We start from the raw sequence: 16,448 nt of genomic DNA, 5'->3' as shown, positions 1-16,448 counted from the left end.
GACGCTCTCGATCAATCAACCAAAGGAACCCACAAAGGGGTCAAATACTTGGCACTGACTTTCGGCACGCTGTTGAGTTCTCAAAGAGCGGACGCGCAGCGACTCGACCCTTCCGGGCGTCGTCTCTCGCGGCTTGTCCCACTGTACGCCGGTTCGCGGATCCCGCACCTCGAGGGTGCTCTCCGCGACCCTCTCGGGCCCGTCCGGCGCGTAGGAGACCATACACGACACCTGGGGGCGGTGCGCAAGTCGAGCGCGGGGGCGGCGGCCGTCACAGGTCGAGGAGGGACTCGACCCCCACGGTCAGCCCCGGACGCCGGCGGACCTCCCGGACCGCGAGCAGGACCCCGGGCATGAAGGAGGCCCGGTCGTAGGAGTCGTGCCGGAGGGTGAGGGTCTCCCCCGCCGCCCCCATGAGCACCTCCTGGTGGGCGACCAGGCCGGTCAGCCGCACCGCGTGCACGCGGACACCGTCGACGTCGGCCCCGCGCGCCCCGGGCAGCGAGTCGGTCGTCGCGTCGGGGGATGGCGGCAGGCCGGCCGCGTCCCGGGCGGCCGCGACCAGCCGCGCGGTGCGGGCCGCCGTCCCGGAGGGGGCGTCGACCTTCCCCGGGTGGTGCAGCTCCACGATCTCCGTGGACGGGAAGAAGCGGGCCGCCTCCTGGGCGAAGCGCATCAGCAGCACCGCCCCGATGCCGAAGTTCGGGGCGATCACCACGCCGACGTCCGGCTTGGCCCGCAGCCAGCCGGCCACGGTGGCCAGCCGCTCCTCGTCGAAGCCCGTCGTCCCGACGACGCAGTGGATGTCGTGGTCGATGCAGAAGCGGATGTTGTCCATGACGACGTCGGGCCGGGTGAAGTCCACGACCACCTGCGCGCCGGCGTTGGCCACGTCGAACAGCCAGTCGCCGGCGTCGACCATCGCCACCAGCTCGAGGTCCCCGGCGGCGGTGACCGCCTTGACCACCTCGGTGCCCATCCGGCCCCGCGCGCCCAGCACCCCGACGGGGACGACGGGCGCGGCCCCCGCCTCGACGGTGGCGCCGTGCTGCTCGGGGACGGGGGTGCTGGTGGTCACCGGGTCAGGCTTCCCGGCGGCACGGCGCCGTGCAAGACAGCAGGTCAGCCGGTCCGGCGCCGGCCGGCCCAGGTCCAGGCCAGCAGCCCGGTGAGGACGCCCACGACGTCGGCGGCCCAGTCGGCGACCGACGCCGAGCGCCCGAGAGCCGACACGCCCTGGACCACCTCGCTGACCGCGGCGTAGCCGACCAGGAGCCAGGCGAGGGTCCCGGCCCGGGCGCCGGCCCACCGGCCGCTGGCCGCCAGGGCGGCGAACAGCAGCAGGTGCACCAGCGTGTCCACCCCCGGCGGCGCCGACGGGACGTCGTCCGCGGGGGCGAACAGCACCGCCAGCGACACCAGGACGGCGACGGCGAACACGCCACGCGCGAGCGCGCCGTGGACGGCGAGGGCCGGGTGGGGGTGGGGCATCAGAGCCGCTCGAGCTCCGACTCGCGGTAGGGACCGACCACCGCCAGGCAGGTGTCACGGGCGAGCAGGTCGGCGGCCACCGCCCGGACCTGCGCCTCGTCGACACCGTCGAGCCGGGCGAGCACCTCGCGCACCGGCAGGTACTCGCCGTGGGACAGCTCGCTCTTGCCCAGCCGGCTCATCCGCGAGCCGGTGTCCTCCAGCCCCAGCACGAGACCGCCCCTGAGCTGGCCGCGGCCGCGGACGACCTCCTCGGTGGTGAGGCCCTCGGCCGCCACCCGGGCGAGCTCCTCGCGCACGATCCGCAGCACCTCGGGCACCCGCTTGGGCGAGCAGCCGGCGTAGACCGAGAAGGACCCGGTGCCCGCGTAGTGGGACAGCGCGGACCCCACGCTGTAGACCAGACCGCGCTTCTCCCGGATCTCCTGGAACAGCCGCGAGCTCATGCCCCCGCCGACCGCGGTCTCCATGACCGCCGCCGCGTACCGCCGCTGGTCGGCCCGGGCGAGGCCCACCGAGCCGAGCAGCAGGTGCGTCTGCTCGGTGCGCCGCCGGACCAGGCCGGTCGGCCGGGCCGGGGTGGTCGACGCGCGCTCCTCGCCCTGCCGCAGCGCAGCCGGCCGCGCCGGACCCGACAGCCGCGACCCGAAGGCCGCGGTGACCAGGTCCAGCACCTGCTGATGGGTCACCCGGCCGGCGGCGGTGACCACGATCGAGGGCACCGTGTAGCGCCGGCGGTACCAGCCGTCGACGTCGTCCCGGGTCAGCGCCTCGATGGACTCGACGGTGCCGAGCACCGACCGGCCCAGGGCCGTCCCGCCGAAGAGGGTCTCGGCGAACAGGTCGTGCACCAGGTCGGAGGGCTCGTCGTCGCGCATGGCGATCTCCTCGAGCACCACCGTCCGCTCGCTCTCGAGGTCCGCGGCGGTGTTCAGCGCGTCGGTGACCAGGTCGCCGAGCAGGGTGACGGCCAGCGGCAGGTCGCTGGCGAGCACGTTGGCGTAGTAGCAGGTGTGCTCCTTGGCGGTGAAGGCGTTCATCTCCCCGCCGACGGCGTCCATCGCCGTGGCGATCTCCAGCGCGCTGCGGCTGCCGGTGCCCTTGAACAGCAGGTGCTCGAGGAAGTGCGAGGACCCGGCGACGGTGTCGGTCTCGTCCCGCGACCCGACGCCGACCCAGATGCCGACGGTCGCCGAGAGCACCCCGGGCATGGTCTCGGTGAGCACCCGCAGCCCGCCGGGCAGCTCGGTGCGCTCGACGGTGCCGCCGACCTCGTCGACGTCGAGGACGGCGGTCCCCCCGACACCGGCCGGGGCCGGGACGGGTGCAGTGCCCGTCCCGGCCCCGGTCACAGCCTGACCCGTGGTCATGCCCCCGCGGGTGCCGGCTCGGCGTCACCGGCCGGGGCTGCGGCGTCGGCGGCGCCGTCACCCTCGGCCGCCACCGGCACCAGGCTGATCTTGCCGCGGGCGTCGATGTCGGTGATCTCCACCTGCAGCTTGTCGCCGACGTTGACGACGTCCTCGACCTTGCCGATGCGCTTGCCGGCGCCGAGCTTGCTGATGTGCACCAGGCCGTCCTTGCCGGGCAGCAGGGAGACGAAGGCGCCGAACGGCGTGGTCTTGACGACCGTGCCGAGGAAGCGCTCCCCCACCTTGGGCATCTGCGGGTTGGCGATGGCGTTGATCCGGTCCACCGCGGCCTGGGCCGAGGGACCGTCGGAGGCGCCGACGTAGATCGTCCCGTCGTCCTCGATGGTGATGTCCGCGCCGGTCTCGTCCTGGATGGCGTTGATCATCTGGCCCTTGGGGCCGATGACCGCGCCGATCTTGTCGACCGGGATGCGCACGGTGGTGACCCGCGGGGCGTACGGGCTCATCTCGTCGGGGCCGTCGATGGCCTCGCCCATGACGTCGAGGATGTGCAGCCGGGCCGCGCGGGCCTGGGTCAGCGCCTGGGCCAGCACGTCGGAGGGGATGCCGTCGAGCTTCGTGTCCAGCTGGAGGGCCGTGACGAAGTCCTTGGTGCCGGCGACCTTGAAGTCCATGTCGCCGAACGCGTCCTCGGCGCCGAGGATGTCGGTCAGCGCGACGTACTCGGTCTTGCCGTCGACCTCGTCGGAGACCAGGCCCATGGCGATGCCGGCGACCGGCGCGCGCAGCGGCACGCCGGCGTTGAGCAGCGCCAGGGTGGAGGCGCAGACCGAGCCCATGGACGTCGAGCCGTTGGAGCCCAGCGCCTCGGACACCTGCCGGATCGCGTAGGGGAACTCCTCGCGGTCGGGCAGCACGGGCAGCAGCGCCCGCTCGGCCAGCGCGCCGTGGCCGATCTCCCGGCGCTTCGGCGAGCCCACCCGGCCGGTCTCCCCGGTGGAGTACGGCGGGAAGTTGTAGTTGTGCATGTAGCGCTTGCGGTTGACCGGCGAGAGCGTGTCCAGCTGCTGCTCCATGCGCAGCATGTTCAGCGTGGTCACGCCCAGGATCTGGGTCTCGCCGCGCTCGAACAGCGCCGAGCCGTGCACCCGCGGGAGGACCTCGACCTCGGCCGACAGCGGCCGGATGTCGGTCAGGCCGCGGCCGTCGATGCGGACCTTGTCGCGCAGGATCCGCTGCCGGACGACCTTCTTGGTGAGCGCGCGGAAGGCGGCCGAGACCTCCTTCTCGCGCCCGGGGAACTGCTCGGCCAGCGACGCGAGCACCTCGTCCTTGAGCGCGTCGGTGGCGTCGTTGCGCTCGGTCTTGCCGGCGATCGACTGTGCCTGGGTCAGGCGGTCGAGGGCGGCGGACTCCACGGCGGCGTAGACGTCGTCCTGGTGGTCCAGGAAGCGGGGGAAGTCCGCGACCGGCTTGGCGGCCTTCGCGGCCAGGGCCGCCTGCGCCTCGCACAGCGCCCGGATGAAGGGCTTGGCGGCCTCCAGGCCCTGGGCGACGACCTCCTCGGTCGGCGCGGGGGCACCGCCGGCGACCAGCGCGATCGTCTTCTCGGTGGCCTCGGCCTCGACCATCATGATCGCGACGTCGCCGTCCGGGAGCACCCGGCCGGCCACGACCATGTCGAAGACGGCGTCCTCGAGCTCGGCGTGCGTCGGGAAGCCCACCCACTGGCCGTTGACGAGCGCCACGCGGGTGCCGCCGACCGGGCCGGAGAACGGCAGGCCGGACAGCTGGGTGGACGCCGAGGCGCCGTTGATGGCCAGCACGTCGTACAGGTGGTCGGGGTCCAGCGACAGCACGGTGATGACGACCTGCACCTCGTTGCGCAGGCCCTTGGCGAAGGTCGGGCGCAGCGGGCGGTCGATCAGCCGGCAGGTGAGGATCGCGTCCTCCGACGGCCGGCCCTCGCGGCGGAAGAACGAGCCGGGGATGCGCCCGGCGGCGTACATGCGCTCCTCGACGTCCACGGTGAGCGGGAAGAAGTCGAAGTGCTCCTTCGGCTGGCGGCCGGCCGTGGTGGCCGACAGCAGCATGGTGTCGCCCATGGTGACGACGACCGAGCCGGCGGCCTGCCGGGCCAGCCGGCCGGTCTCGAAGGTGACCGAGCGGCTGCCGAAGCTGCCGTTGTCGATGACCGCGGTGGCGGTGGTGACCCCGTCCTCGGGGTCGAACTCCGCGGCGGGGGTGTTCTGGGTGGTGGGTGCGGACACGCTGTCCTCTTCCTACGTCGCATGCGGCGACGTCCTCTTCGTGGCTCGCGCTGGCTGCGCCCGGGTGACCGGTCTTCGATCGAGGCCCACGGGAACCCCCTCGCGCGGAGGGGCGGGCCCGGGGGCCACCACCGAGGACCGATCAGCGACGGGGTCCGGCGCGGGGCCCTGGTCCCGTGCGGCGGGTGCCGCACGAGAGAGGGGACCGTCCCGGCCGGGACGGTCCCCTCTGCTTCACCGGCGCAGGCCGAGCCGCTCGATGAGCGACCGGTACCGGTTGATGTCGGTCTTCGCCAGGTAGTTCAGCAGCCGGCGCCGGCGACCGACGAGCAGCAGCAGCCCCCGGCGGCTGTGGTGGTCGTGCTTGTGCTGCTTGAGGTGCTCGGTCAGGTCGCTGATCCGGCGGGTCAGCATGGCGACCTGCACCTCGGGGGAGCCGGTGTCCTTCTCGACCGTCGCGTAGTCGGTCATGATCTGCTGCTTGGTCGCGCTGTCGAGCGCCATGGTCGCCCTCCTGGGCAGGTCGGGTGTGGCCCCCGGTCTGGGTCACGAGGGCAGGCTGCGCACACGTCGGGTGACCCCGATGCCACGTGACGATACGCCGTCCCCGCGACGGCCCGGCCGCCAGGTGGCCGACCGGCCCGACCGGCCGCCGGACCGGCCGGGGTCAGCCCGGGCCGGGGACGGCGCCCGGCCGGGGTGCCGTCCCGTACGCCGACGCCGTGATCGCCCGCGTCGCGCCGACGTCGCGGTCCATGGCGGCGACGAGCTCGGCCACCCCGGCGAAGGTGGTCATCGGGCGCAGCCGCTGCACGAACTCCACTCCCACGTGCTCCCCGTAGAGGTCGCCGTCGAAGTCCAGCAGGTAGGCCTCCACGGTGCGCCGGCTGCCCTGGAAGGTGGGGTTGGTGCCGACCGAGATCGCCGCCGGCGCGGTGCGCACGCTGGCCCCGGTGCGCGGGTCCAGGATGACCAGTCCGCCGGCGTAGACCCCGTCGGCGGGGACCGCGGTGTACGGCGGGGACTCCACGTTCGCCGTCGGGTAGCCCAGCTCCCGCCCGCGCCGCTCCCCGCGCACGACGACGCCCTCGATGCGGTGCGGCCGGCCCAGCGCGCGGGCGGCGGCCTCCATGTCGCCGGCGGCGACGCACGCGCGCACGTAGGTCGAGGAGATGGTGATCTCGCCGTCGGCGGAGGTGTCGCCGGCCAGCGACACCCCCTCCACGGTGAAGCCGAAGCGGCGGCCCTCCTGGGCCAGCGTCGTGACGGTGCCCGCCGCCCGGTGCCCGTAGGTGAAGTTCTCCCCCACGACCACCGAGGCGGCGTGCAGGTGCTGGACGAGCACGGTGTGCGTGAAGGTCTCCGGGGCCAGCCGCTGGAACTCCGGGGTGAAGGGCAGCACGCACATCGCGTCGACGCCGAGCGCGGCCACCAGCTCGGCCTTGCGGTCCAGCGAGGTGAGGATCGCCGGGTGCGACCCGGGCCGGACCACCTCGGAGGGGTGCGGGTCGAAGGTGAGCAGCAGGCAGGGGCGGCCCAGCGTGCGGGCCCGCCGCACCGCGGTGCCGATCAGCTCCTGGTGACCGCGGTGCACGCCGTCGTACATGCCCACGGTGACCACGGTGCGTCCCAGGTCGCCCGGGGTGGCCTCCAGCCCCCGCCAGCGCAGCACGGTGTCAGGCGACCCGGTGCAGCCAGCCGTGGGTGTCGGGCACCCGGCCGTGCTGGACGTCGAGCAGGTGCCCGCGCAGCCGCATGGTGAGCGGCCCGGGCCCGCCGTCGCCGACGGTGAAGTCGCCGGTGCGCGCCTTGACCTCCCCGACGGGGGTGATGACCGCCGCGGTGCCGCAGGCGAAGGTCTCGGTGACCGTGCCGTCGGCCACGCCCTGCCGCCACTCGTCGACGCTGAACCGCCGCTCGGTGACCCGGTGCCCCATCTCGCGGGCGACGGTGATCAGCGAGTCGCGGGTGATGCCGGGCAGCAGGGTGCCGGTCAGCTCGGGGGTGACCAGCTCGGCGTCGTCCCCGGAGCCGAGGACGAAGAACAGGTTCATCCCGCCCATCTCCTCGACGAAGCGCTTCTCCACCGCGTCCAGCCACACGACCTGGTCGCAGCCGGCCTCGATCGCCTGCTCCTGGGCCAGCAGGCTGGCCGCGTAGTTGCCGGCGCACTTCACGTCGCCGGTGCCCCCGGGGGCGGCGCGGATGTAGTCCTCGCACAGCCAGACCGACACCGGGTGGACGCCGCGCGGGAAGTAGGCGCCGGCCGGGCTGGCGATCACCAGGAACAGGTACTCGTGCGCCGGGCGGACGCCGAGGAACGGCTCGGTCGCCAGCTGGTAGGGCCGCAGGTAGAGGGTCTGGTCGGGGCCGGTGGGCACCCAGGCGCGGTCGGCGTCGACGAGCGTGTCGACGGCGGCGAGGAAGGCCTCCTCCGGCACCGTTGGCATGGCCAGCCGCCGGGCACTGCGCGCGAAGCGGGCGGCGTTGGCCTGCGGGCGGAAGGTGGCCACGCTGCCGTCGGGCTGGGCGTAGGCCTTCAGGCCCTCGAAGACCGACTGGGCGTAGTGCAGCGCGGCGGTCGCGGGGTCGACCTGCAGCGGTGCGTAGGCGGTCAGCCGGGCGTCGTACCAGCCCTCGCCGGCCCGGTAGCGGGCCACGAACATGGAGTCGGTGAAGTAGCGGCCGAAGCCGGGGTCGGCCAGCAGGGCGTCGCGCTCTGCGGCGGGGCGGCGCGGCACGTCCTCCACGACGACCGGCACGCCCTCCGTGAACACCCGGGAGGAGGTACGGCTGTCGGCGAGCGTGTCGGTCATGGCTCCCACCTGCGGCGTGCGCGGAACTCCCGGGCGGTCCGGCGGCTGCCGGACCGCCTGCTCACCCTAGCTCCGCCGCGGGCCGACCCGCCGTCGACCGCACGGGTGGTCACGGCCGGTCGGGCGCGGAGCTCTCTATGACCTCGTAGGACCACAGGTGGGAGGAGTCGCTGGCCGCCGGCGCCAGCTCCGAGCCGCCGCCCTCGTGCGCGCGGGCGAAGTCCTGACCGGACTCCCAGGCACGGTAGGCCTCCTCGCTCGCCCACCGGGTGTAGACGAGGTACTGGTCGGTGCCCTCCAGCGGGCGCAGCAGCTCGAACCACTCGAAGCCCGGGGTGCTCTCGACGGCACCGGCGCGCCCCCGGAAGCGCTCCTCGAAGCGGTCCTTGGCGTGCTCGGGCACGCTGATCGCGTTGATCTTCACGACGCTCATGGACGCCCCCTTCCCGGCGGGGGCGCCGGTCAACCCCGCGGTCGTGCGGCCCGGTGGGGCGCGGGCGAGGATGGCCCGATGACGGCGGCCCCGCGTCCCGGCGTGCTCTTCGACGTCGACGGCACCCTGCTGGACACCAACTACCTGCACGTCCTCGCCTGGTGGCAGGCGTTCCGGGACACCGGCCACCCCGAGGTGTCGATGGCGGCCTGCCACCGGTCGATCGGCATCGCCAGCGCCGAGCTGGTCGGCCACCTGCTGGGCGACGTGCCGGACGCCGAGGAGGTCGTCGAGGCGCACGACAAGCGGTACCAGGCGCTGCGCGACCAGGTGGCCGCCTTCCCCCGGGTGGACGAGCTGCTCGCCGCGTGCCGGGACCGCGGGCTGGCGGTCGTCCTGGCCACCAGCGGCCGGGAGTCCGACCTGGAGTGGATGCAGCCGGCCGTGGGCGGCGGGGACGCCGTCGACGGGGCGACCACCTCGGGCGACGTCGCGTCGGCCAAGCCGGCGCCGGACCTCCTGGAGACCGCCGCCGACAGCCACGGGCTGGACCGCGGGCGCACGGTCGCCGTCGGCGACACCGTCTGGGACGTCCGCGCCGCGCGGGACGCCGGGATGCCGTGCATCGCCCTGACCTGCGGCGGCATCTCGCGGGCCGAGCTGACCGAGGCCGGCGCCGCGGAGGTCTACGCCGACCCGGCCGACCTGCTCGCCCACCTCGACGACTCGCTCATCGGCCGGGCCGCCCGCCGCTGAGCTCCTCTCCCCGCCGTCACGCGGGCGGGAAGCCGACGGCGACGCGGGCGGTGTCCCCGGCGTCCTCCACGAGCGCGACCAGCCGGTCCCCGCCGTCGACGGCGGCGTGCAGGCCGGGGGCGCCGGTGGCCGGGATGCGCCGGCCGTACCCCAGGGCGCGGGCCTCGTCGTCGGTGAGCACCCGCACCGGGAAGACGGCGCGGGCGGCCGCGGTCAGCCCGAGCACCCCGGCGGTCCCGCCCCCGGCCAGCGCCCGGCCGGCCTCCTCGACCGGCGCGGCGTCGGCGACCGCGAACGGCCCCGACGCGGTGCGGCGCAGGGCGGTGAGGTGCCCCCCTACGCCGAGGGCGGCTCCGGCGTCGCGGGCGATCGCCCGCACGTAGGTGCCCGCGCTGCAGGTGACGGTCACGTCGACGTCGACCAGGTCCGGGGTGGGGCGGGTGACGCGGTGGACGTCGAGCCGGTGGACGGTGACCGCCCGCGGCTCCAGCACGACCTCCTCGCCGGCCCGCACCCGGTCGTAGGAGCGCCGGCCGGCGACCTTGACCGCGCTGACGGAGGAGGGCACCTGCAGCAGCGGGCCGGTCTGCGCGGCCAGGGCGGCGGCGACGGCGGCCTCGTCCAGGTGCGCGGCGGAGGCGGTGGTGAGGACCTCGCCCTCCCGGTCGTCGGTGACGGTGCTCTGGCCGAGCCGGATCGTGGCCGCGTAGGTCTTGTCGTGCCCGCCCACGTGTCCGAGCATCCGCGTCGCGGCGCCGACGCCGAGGACCAGCAGGCCGGTGGCCATCGGGTCCAGCGTCCCGGCGTGGCCGACCCGGCGGACCGACAGCACCCGGCGGGCCCGGGCGACCACGTCGTGGGAGGTCAGGCCGCCGGGCTTGTCGACGAGCAGCAGGCCCGGCGGGACGTCGGCGTCGGGACGGCGGCTCACGCCGTCACGGTGTCAGGTGCGGTCAGCCACCGCTCACCCGCCACCCGGACGACGACGGCGACCAGCCGCAGCACCACGAACAGGGTCAGGCCGGTCCACACGCCGGCCAGCCCCCAGCCCAGCGGGACGGCGAGCAGCGACAGCGGCAGGAAGCCGGCGAGGGCCGCGCCGATCGTCACCGTGCGCAGGTAGCCGACGTCGCCGGCGCCCATCAGCACGCCGTCCAGCGCGAAGACGACGCCGGCCAGCGGCTGCACCGCGGCCAGGAACCACCACGCGACGGCGGCCTGCGCGAGCACCGCGGGGTCGTCGGTGAACAGCGGCAGCAGCACCGGGCGCAGCGCCAGCAGCGCGACGGCGACCACCACGCCGGTGCCCAGGCCCCAGCGGGTGACCCGGCGGGCGGTGTCGCGGGCGGCGTCCGGCCGGCCGGCGCCGAGGGCCTGGCCGACGAGGGTCTGCGCGGCGATGGCGTAGGCGTCGAGGACCAGGGCGAGGAAGAAGAAGAACTGGACCGCGATCTGGTGGGCGGCGAGCTCTGCGGTGCCGGCGCGGGCGACCACCCCGGTGGCGACGAGGAAGGACACCTGCAGCACGGCGGAGCGCAGCAGCAGGTCGCGGCCGATGACCAGCTGGGACCGCAGGGCGGCGGCGCGGGGCCGCCAGGCGACCCCCTCGCGCAGCAGCGCGCGGACGAACAGCCCGGCGGTCAGGGCCTGCCCGGCCACGTTGGCCACCGCCGACCCGACCAGCCCGAGACCGGCCGGGTGCACCAGCAGCGGGCAGAGCACCAGGCTCAGCAGGCTGCCGGCCAGCACGTAGCGCACCGGGCGGCGCAGCTCCTGCACGCCGCGCAGCCACCCGTTGCCGGCCAGGGACACCAGCAGCAGCGGCGCCCCGAGGCAGGCCACCCGCAGCCAGCTCTCCCCCGCCGCGGCGACCGGGCCCGTCCCGCCGGCGAGCAGCCGGGTCAGCGGCCCGGCGAGCAGCTGGAAGAGCACCACCACGAGCGCGCCCAGCGCCAGGGCCAGCCAGGTGGCCTGCACGCCCTCGGCCAGCGCGCCGGCCCGGTCGCCGGCGCCGGCACGGCGGGCGGCGCGGGCGGTGGTGCCGTAGGCGAGGAAGTTCAGCAGCGCCGCGGCCCAGGCGAGCAGCCCGCCGCCGACGGCGAGCCCGCCGAGCGCGACCGTGCCGAGGTTGCCGACGACCGCGGTGTCGACCAGCAGGTACAGCGGCTCGGCCGCGAGCACCACGAGCGCCGGTGCGGCGAGGGCGAGCACCGACGGCGCCGGCGCCCTGTCCCCCGCGGTCACGGCGCGGTGGTCGCCGCGGTCAGCTCCGCCCTCAGTGCCTCGACGGTCCGCTCGCAGTCGAGGTGCGAGGTGTAGCCCGCGGCGGCGCGGTGGCCGCCCCCGCCCAGCGCCATCGCGACGCGGGCGACGTCGGTGGCGCCGCGGGAGCGCAGCGACACCGACCACGACCCGTCGTCCTGCCCCTTGAGCACGCAGGCGACGTCGGCCTCGCGGGTGGACCGGACCACGTCGACCAGCGCCTCCAGCTGCTCGCCGGGCAACCCGTGCGCGGCGGCCTCGGCGGTGGTGGACCAGGTCCACACCAGGCCGGCGCCCACGTCGGGCTCGAGGACGGCGCGGCCGGCCGCGGCCGACAGCAACCGCAGCCAGCCGAACGGCGCGGTGTCGAACAGCCGCTGGCTGATCGCGGCGTGGTCGATGCCGGCGGACAGCAGCCGGGCGGCGAGCAGGTGGGTGTCGGGGCGGGTGCTGCCGAACCGGAAGGAGCCGGTGTCGGCGGCCAGCCCGGCGTACAGGCAGGTGGCCAGCCGCTCGTCGAGCGTCACCCCGAGCCCGTCCAGCAGGTCGGCGACGAGGACGGCGGTGGCCGGCGCGGCGGGGTCGACGAGGCGGACGTCGCCGAAGCCGCCGTTGCTGGCGTGGTGGTCGACGACCACGGAGGTGCCCGCGTCGTCCAGCAGCGCGGCCAGCTCGCCCAGCCGGCCCGGGGAGGCGGCGTCGCAGCTGACGAACACGTCGGGGGACGCCGGGACCGCCGACGAGGGCACCAGCGCCGCGGCCCCGGGCAGCCAGGCCAGCGACGACGGCAGGGTGAACGGGCCGGGGAAGGTGGCCAGCACCCGCGCACCGCGGCGGCGCAGCCCCTCGGCGAGCGCGAGGGTGCTGCCGAGCGCGTCGGCGTCGGGCTGCACGTGCCCGGAGAGGACGACGGTGGCCCGGGCGCCGGCGGCCTCGTCGAGCACGGCGACGGCCCGGTCGGCGGGCTGGGCGCTCCGCGGCGGGGACAGCGTCACGAGCCAGGCTCGGCCGGGGGCGCGTTCTCGTCCTCGGTCACCTGGCCGCCGCCGACCGGGTAGCCCTGCCCGTCGTCGGGCTCGTCGGAGGTGACGCTGGGGGCGTCCCCGATCTGGCCGCGCCGGCCGCCCTGCGTCGGGTCACCGCGGTCGGGCTCGGGCCGGCCACCCAGCTCCGAGCGGCCCTGTCCCTCGTCGGGCAGGTGCGGATCGGGGTCGTTCTCGCTCACGGGGTCTCCTCGGTGCCGGTCGCCGGCCGCGGACGCGGTCCGGTGGGGTGCGCGCGCCGCCCGCTCACGTGCCGCTCACGTGCCGGGCGGGCAGGTCGGCCCCGTCGCCGGCCGGGCCGGCCGCCGACGGGTCCTCCGCGGCGGGGTCCTCGTCGTCGTCCTCGGCCGGGCGGCGGTAGGGGTCGGCGTCGCCGGCGTACTCGGCACCGGCGCGGATGCGGGCCAGCTCGGCGTCGGCGTGCCGGGCCCGCTCGAGGGCCTCGTCGAGCTCCCGGGCGGTGTCGGGCACGTGGTCGGCGACGAACGTCAGCGTGGGCACGAACTTGATGCCGGTCTGCCGGCCGACCGTGGAGCGCAGCACGCCGGTCGCCGAGGCCAGTGCCCTGGCGGAGTCCTCGACCGCGGTGGCGTCGCCGTAGACGGTGTAGAAGAGCGTCGCCTCGCGCAGGTCGCTGGTGACCCGGGCGTCGGTGACGGTGACCATGCCCAGCCGCGGGTCCTTGACCTGCATCTCGATCGCGGCGGAGACGATCTGGCGGATGCGCACCGCCAGCTTGCGGGCGCGAGCCGGGTCGGCCATCGGATCTCCTCGGGACGGGACGGAACGGCCTCCTCGCAGGGCCCCGCGCTGAGCTTGCGAAGCGTGGGGGGCGAGGAGGTCCTCAATCGGTGGAGCTGAACAGCTGCCGGTGCGTCGAGAGCAGCGTCACCTCCGGCCGGTCGGCCAGCAACCGCTCGCAGGCGTCGAGGACGTCGGCCACCTGGCCGGCGTCCCCGGCCACCGTGGCCACCCCGACCTGCACGCGGCGGTGCAGGTCCTGGTCACCGACCTCGGCGGCGGCGACGGCGTACCGGCGCCGCAGCTCGGCGACGATCGGCCGGACGACGGCGCGCTTGCCCTTGAGCGAGTGGACGTCGCCCAGCAGCAGGTCGGCGGTCAGCGACCCGGTGAACAGCGGACGACCCCTCTCTCGCACCGCTTGCCGGCTCGCAGCGGGGCCCGTGGGGGCCCCGCTGCGAGCGGCGCGGGTCCTCCGGTTACGCGCGCGGCTTCTCGCGCATCTCGAAGGTCTCGATGACGTCCTCGGTCTTGATGTCGTTGAACGACCCGAGACCGATACCGCACTCGTAGCCCTCGCGGACCTCCGTCACGTCGTCCTTGAAGCGACGCAGCGACTCGACGGTGAGGTTGTCGGCGACGACCACCCCGTCGCGCACCAGCCGGGCCTTGGAGTTCCGGGTGATCGTCCCGCTGCGGACGATGGAGCCCGCGACGTTGCCGATCCGCGGCACGCGGAAGACCTCGCGGACCTCGGCCGAGCCGAGCGCGACCTCCTCGTACTCCGGCTTGAGCATGCCCTTGAGGGCCGCCTCGATCTCCTCGATCGCCTGGTAGATGACCGAGTAGTACCGGACGTCGACGCCCTCGCGGTTGGCCAGCTCGGTGGCCTGGCCCTCGGCCCGGACGTTGAAGCCCAGGACGATGACGTCGTCGGCCAGCGCCAGGTCGATGTCGCTCTTGGTGATGCCGCCGACGCCGCGGTGGATGACCCGCAGCGAGATGTCGTCGCTCACCTCGATCTTCATCAGGGCCTCCTCGAGCGCCTCCACGGTGCCCGAGTTGTCGCCCTTGATGATCAGGTTGAGCTGGCGGTTCTCCTTGAGCGCGGCGTCGAGGTCCTCGAGGCTGATCCGCTTGCGCATGGAGGCGTTCTGCGCGTTGCGGATGCGGGCCTGGCGGCGGTCGGCGATCTGCCGGGCCACCCGGTCCTCCTCGACGACCAGGAAGGTGTCGCCGGCGCGGGGCACCGAGGTGAGACCCACGACCTGCACGGGGCGGGCCGGCAGGGCCTCCTTCAGCTTGTTGCCGTGCTCGTCGAGCAGCGACCGGACGCGACCGTAGGCGTCGCCGGCCACGATCGAGTCGCCCTGGCGCAGCGTGCCGCGCTGGACGAGCACCGTGGCGACGGGGCCGCGGCCCTTGTCCAGCTTGCCCTCGATGACGACGCCCTGCGGGTCCATCTGCGTGTTGGCGCGCAGGTCCAGCGAGGCGTCGGCGGTCAGCAGGATCGCCGTCTCGAGTTCCTCGATGCCCTGGCGGGTGGTCGCGGAGACGTCGACGAACATCGTGTCGCCGCCGTACTCCTCGGCCACCAGCCCGTACTCGGTGAGCTGCTGGCGGATCTTGGCGGGGTTGGCCCCCTCCTTGTCGATCTTGTTGACCGCGACCACGATCGGCACCTCGGCGGCCTGGGCGTGGTTGAGCGCCTCGACCGTCTGCGGCATGACGCCGTCGTCGGCCGCGACGACCAGCACGACGATGTCGGTGACCTTCGCGCCTCGGGCACGCATCGCGGTGAACGACTCGTGACCCGGGGTGTCGATGAAGGTGATCGGACGCTCGTCGTCCTCCAGCTCGGTGACGATCTGGTAGGCGCCGATGTGCTGGGTGATGCCACCGGCCTCCCGCGCCACCACGTTGCTGTTGCGGACGGCGTCCAGCAGCTTCGTCTTGCCGTGGTCGACGTGACCCATGACGGTCACCACCGGCGGACGGGCCTCCCAGTCCTCCTCGTCGCCCTCGTCACCGAAGGTGAGGTCGAAGGTCTCCAGCAGCTCGCGGTCCTCGTCCTCGGGGCTGACCACCTGGATGTCCCAGTCGATCTCGGCACCGAGCAGCTGCAGCGTCTCGTCGTTGACCGACTGCGTCGCGGTGACCATCTCGCCCAGGTGGAACAGGGCGGTGACCAGCGCGGCCGGCTGGGCACCGATCTTCTCGGCGAGGTCGGTCAGCGAGGCACCCCGCGGCAGCCGGACGGTCTGCCCGTTGCCGCGCGGCAGGCTGACGCCGCCCATGCTGGGCGCCGCCATCGAGTCGAACTCCTGGCGCCGCTGCTTCTTGCTCTTGCGCCCGCGGACCGGGCCACGCCCGCCGGGACGGCCGAAGGCACCCGCGGTGCCCGCACCGGAGCCACCGCGGCCGCGGCCGCGGCCACCGCCGCCGCCGCCGCCGCTGCGGAAGCCACCGCCGGCCGGCGCACCGGCACCGGCACCGCCGCCGCCACCGGGGCGGAAGCCACCGCCACCGCCGCCGGGGCCGCCACCGGGGCGGCCGCGGCCGGCGCCACCGGGCCCGCCACCGGGTCGGCCGGCACCGGCCGGCCGCGGCGGCATCATGCCGGGCGAGGGGCGCTGCGGCATCATGCCCGGGTTCGGGCGCGGGCCGCCGGGACCGGCCGCGGGGCGGGGACCGCCGGCTCCGGGACCGGGACGGGGACCGGCCGCGGGCCGCGGGCCGCCGGCACCGGCGCCCGGACGGGGACCGCCGGGACCGGCCGGGCCCGGACGGGGACCGGCTGCCGGACCCGGCCGCGGGCCGGCCGGGCCGGGACGCGCCGCGCCGCCGGCCGGGGCCGGGCGGGGGGCGCTGCTGAACGGGTTGTTGCCCGGGCGCGGAGCCGGGCGGGGGCCCGGACGCGGGCCGGCGCCGGGCGTGGCCGGACGCGGACCCGGGGCGTTGCCGCCGGCCGGGCCGGGACGGGGACCCGCCGGGCGCGGGGCGCCGGGGGCCGCGGGCGGCTGCTGGACCGGCGCACCGGCCGCCGGCGCCTCGGGCGCCGGGGTGGTCGGCCGCGGACCGGGGACCGCCGCACCCGGCCGGGGGGCACCCGGGCGCGGGCCGGGCGTGGGCCCACCCGGGACGCCGGTCACCGGCGACTGCGGCGCAGGGGCCGGGGTGGACGGGGCAGCGGGCGCGGACGGGGCGGCCGGAGCCGCGGCGGCCGGGGCCTGCGGGGCGGGCGGGCTCGGGCGGGGGGCGGG

General features: G+C 75.5%; 16 protein-coding genes. 1 reads left to right on the top strand and 15 read right to left on the bottom strand.

What is annotated here, in order from left to right:
* Nucleotides 1-271: 271 nt before the first annotated feature.
* The 8 genes from dapB to CHB98_RS03505 form a co-directional block, all read right to left on the bottom strand.
* Nucleotides 272-1,078: a 4-hydroxy-tetrahydrodipicolinate reductase gene (gene dapB / locus CHB98_RS03540; RefSeq protein ID WP_089304163.1), complete on the bottom strand. Its 807-nt coding sequence runs from the start codon at nt 1,076-1,078 to the stop codon at nt 272-274.
* A 44-nt stretch (nt 1,079-1,122) separates the two neighbouring features.
* The gene (locus CHB98_RS03535) at nt 1,123-1,491 is read right to left on the bottom strand and encodes a VanZ family protein (RefSeq protein ID WP_089304162.1); all 369 of its coding nucleotides are present in this window, start codon (nt 1,489-1,491) and stop codon (nt 1,123-1,125) included.
* Complete coding sequence (locus CHB98_RS03530) at nt 1,491-2,861, bottom strand: M16 family metallopeptidase (protein WP_089304161.1); 1,371 nt, start codon at nt 2,859-2,861, stop codon at nt 1,491-1,493. The genes CHB98_RS03535 and CHB98_RS03530 overlap by 1 nt, the downstream gene beginning before the upstream one ends.
* Nucleotides 2,858-5,134: a polyribonucleotide nucleotidyltransferase gene (locus CHB98_RS03525; RefSeq protein ID WP_089304160.1), complete on the bottom strand. Its 2,277-nt coding sequence runs from the start codon at nt 5,132-5,134 to the stop codon at nt 2,858-2,860. The genes CHB98_RS03530 and CHB98_RS03525 overlap by 4 nt, the downstream gene beginning before the upstream one ends.
* 234 nt (nt 5,135-5,368) lie before the next feature.
* Nucleotides 5,369-5,638: a 30S ribosomal protein S15 gene (gene rpsO / locus CHB98_RS03520; RefSeq protein WP_075015773.1), complete on the bottom strand. Its 270-nt coding sequence runs from the start codon at nt 5,636-5,638 to the stop codon at nt 5,369-5,371.
* 163 nt (nt 5,639-5,801) lie between these two features.
* Nucleotides 5,802-6,806: a bifunctional riboflavin kinase/FAD synthetase gene (locus CHB98_RS03515; RefSeq protein WP_089304159.1), complete on the bottom strand. Its 1,005-nt coding sequence runs from the start codon at nt 6,804-6,806 to the stop codon at nt 5,802-5,804.
* Between the two features lie 4 nt (nt 6,807-6,810).
* On the bottom strand, nt 6,811-7,950 hold the full coding sequence (locus CHB98_RS03510) for a branched-chain amino acid aminotransferase (protein ID WP_179224102.1): 1,140 nt from the start codon (nt 7,948-7,950) through the stop codon (nt 6,811-6,813).
* A gap of 109 nt (nt 7,951-8,059) precedes the next feature.
* Entirely contained in the window at nt 8,060-8,383 is a 324-nt protein-coding gene (locus CHB98_RS03505; RefSeq protein WP_089304250.1) for an antibiotic biosynthesis monooxygenase family protein, read from the bottom strand.
* A gap of 78 nt (nt 8,384-8,461) precedes the next feature.
* Here CHB98_RS03505 and CHB98_RS03500 point away from each other — a divergent pair, with 78 nt between their 5' ends.
* Entirely contained in the window at nt 8,462-9,139 is a 678-nt protein-coding gene (locus tag CHB98_RS03500) for an HAD family hydrolase (RefSeq protein WP_089304158.1), read from the top strand.
* A gap of 16 nt (nt 9,140-9,155) precedes the next feature.
* Here CHB98_RS03500 and truB read toward each other — a convergent pair whose 3' ends face one another.
* From truB to infB, 7 genes are all read right to left on the bottom strand, one after another.
* The gene (gene truB / locus CHB98_RS03495; RefSeq protein ID WP_089304157.1) at nt 9,156-10,070 is read right to left on the bottom strand and encodes a tRNA pseudouridine(55) synthase TruB; all 915 of its coding nucleotides are present in this window, start codon (nt 10,068-10,070) and stop codon (nt 9,156-9,158) included.
* Entirely contained in the window at nt 10,067-11,383 is a 1,317-nt protein-coding gene (locus tag CHB98_RS03490) for an MATE family efflux transporter (RefSeq protein ID WP_245820898.1), read from the bottom strand. Before CHB98_RS03490 ends, truB begins: the two co-directional genes overlap by 4 nt.
* Nucleotides 11,380-12,396 carry a DHH family phosphoesterase gene (locus CHB98_RS03485; RefSeq protein ID WP_245820897.1) on the bottom strand — a complete coding sequence of 339 codons (1,017 nt, stop codon included), beginning with the start codon at nt 12,394-12,396 and terminating at the stop codon, nt 11,380-11,382. The genes CHB98_RS03490 and CHB98_RS03485 overlap by 4 nt, the downstream gene beginning before the upstream one ends.
* Nucleotides 12,393-12,626 carry a hypothetical protein gene (locus CHB98_RS03480; RefSeq protein ID WP_089304156.1) on the bottom strand — a complete coding sequence of 78 codons (234 nt, stop codon included), beginning with the start codon at nt 12,624-12,626 and terminating at the stop codon, nt 12,393-12,395. Before CHB98_RS03480 ends, CHB98_RS03485 begins: the two co-directional genes overlap by 4 nt.
* A 64-nt stretch (nt 12,627-12,690) precedes the next feature.
* Nucleotides 12,691-13,206 carry a 30S ribosome-binding factor RbfA gene (gene rbfA, locus CHB98_RS03475; protein ID WP_089304155.1) on the bottom strand — a complete coding sequence of 172 codons (516 nt, stop codon included), beginning with the start codon at nt 13,204-13,206 and terminating at the stop codon, nt 12,691-12,693.
* 82 nt (nt 13,207-13,288) lie between these two features.
* A complete protein-coding gene (locus tag CHB98_RS03470) occupies nt 13,289-13,603 on the bottom strand; it encodes a DUF503 domain-containing protein (RefSeq protein ID WP_245820896.1) in 315 nt (104 codons plus the stop codon).
* A 61-nt stretch (nt 13,604-13,664) separates the two neighbouring features.
* A complete protein-coding gene (infB, locus tag CHB98_RS03465) occupies nt 13,665-15,827 on the bottom strand; it encodes a translation initiation factor IF-2 (RefSeq protein ID WP_245820908.1) in 2,163 nt (720 codons plus the stop codon).
* Nucleotides 15,828-16,448: the final 621 nt, after the last annotated feature.

This window comes from Geodermatophilus pulveris (assembly GCF_900188375.1).
GTDB lineage: Bacteria > Actinomycetota > Actinomycetes > Mycobacteriales > Geodermatophilaceae > Geodermatophilus > Geodermatophilus pulveris.
The sequence above is the reverse complement of the archived record's forward strand: the minus strand, read 5'-3'. Positions and strand labels throughout refer to the sequence as shown.